General features: G+C 47.4%; 1 pseudogene. It reads left to right on the forward strand.

Going from position 1 to position 720, the window contains the following annotated elements:
- Positions 1-720: pseudogene (dacB, locus tag CIK04_RS24415) on the forward strand (D-alanyl-D-alanine carboxypeptidase/D-alanyl-D-alanine-endopeptidase); the annotation flags it as partial.

Consider the following 720-nt stretch of genomic DNA (forward strand, 5'->3'; position numbering starts at 1 on the left):
TTAGAAGCCTACAAGCAGCAAAATGGCGCGAACATTCGTGGAGACCTTTGGCTCGACAACTCGGTGTTTACAGGCTATGAGCGCGCGGTGGGTTGGCCTTGGGATATTTTGGGTGTTTGCTACAGTGCCCCTTCAAGTGCCATTACATTAGATGAGAACTGCGCTCAAGCCTCTATTTACACATTGGCCGATGGCAWWACTCGGTTTACGTGCCAGAGCAGTACCCGATTCACGTCACAACCAATGCGAAAACCGTCTCTAAAGCAATCCAGCAGAGTAATCATTGCGACTTAGAGCTGTTTGACGGGGGATAACAACCAATATCAACTACAAGGCTGTCTGGTTGAGAGAGACAAGCCGTTGCCCCTTAAGTTCGCAATTCAAGACTCAACCCAATATACAGCGACTTATATACCTTGTTGAGACAGCTCAAAATCGAACTTGGTGGAGAAATTAAAATTGGCGTCATGCCAAATAAAGCCAATGTCATTGCCAGCCACTCTTCAGCGACCTTGCCAGAGTTATTAGACACCATGCTAAAGGACTCTGATAATCTTATTGCCGACAACCTGACTAAAGCGATTTGGGGGCTCGCTTTTTACTTGCAACCCGGTAGCTTTGCCAATGGCACTGAAGCGGTGAAACAGATCCTTTATTCCAAAGCAGGAATCGATCTTTCTCGCGCTCAACTCGCCGACGGTTCAGGCTTGTCACGTAATA

This window comes from Vibrio sp. 03_296, assembly GCF_002265885.1.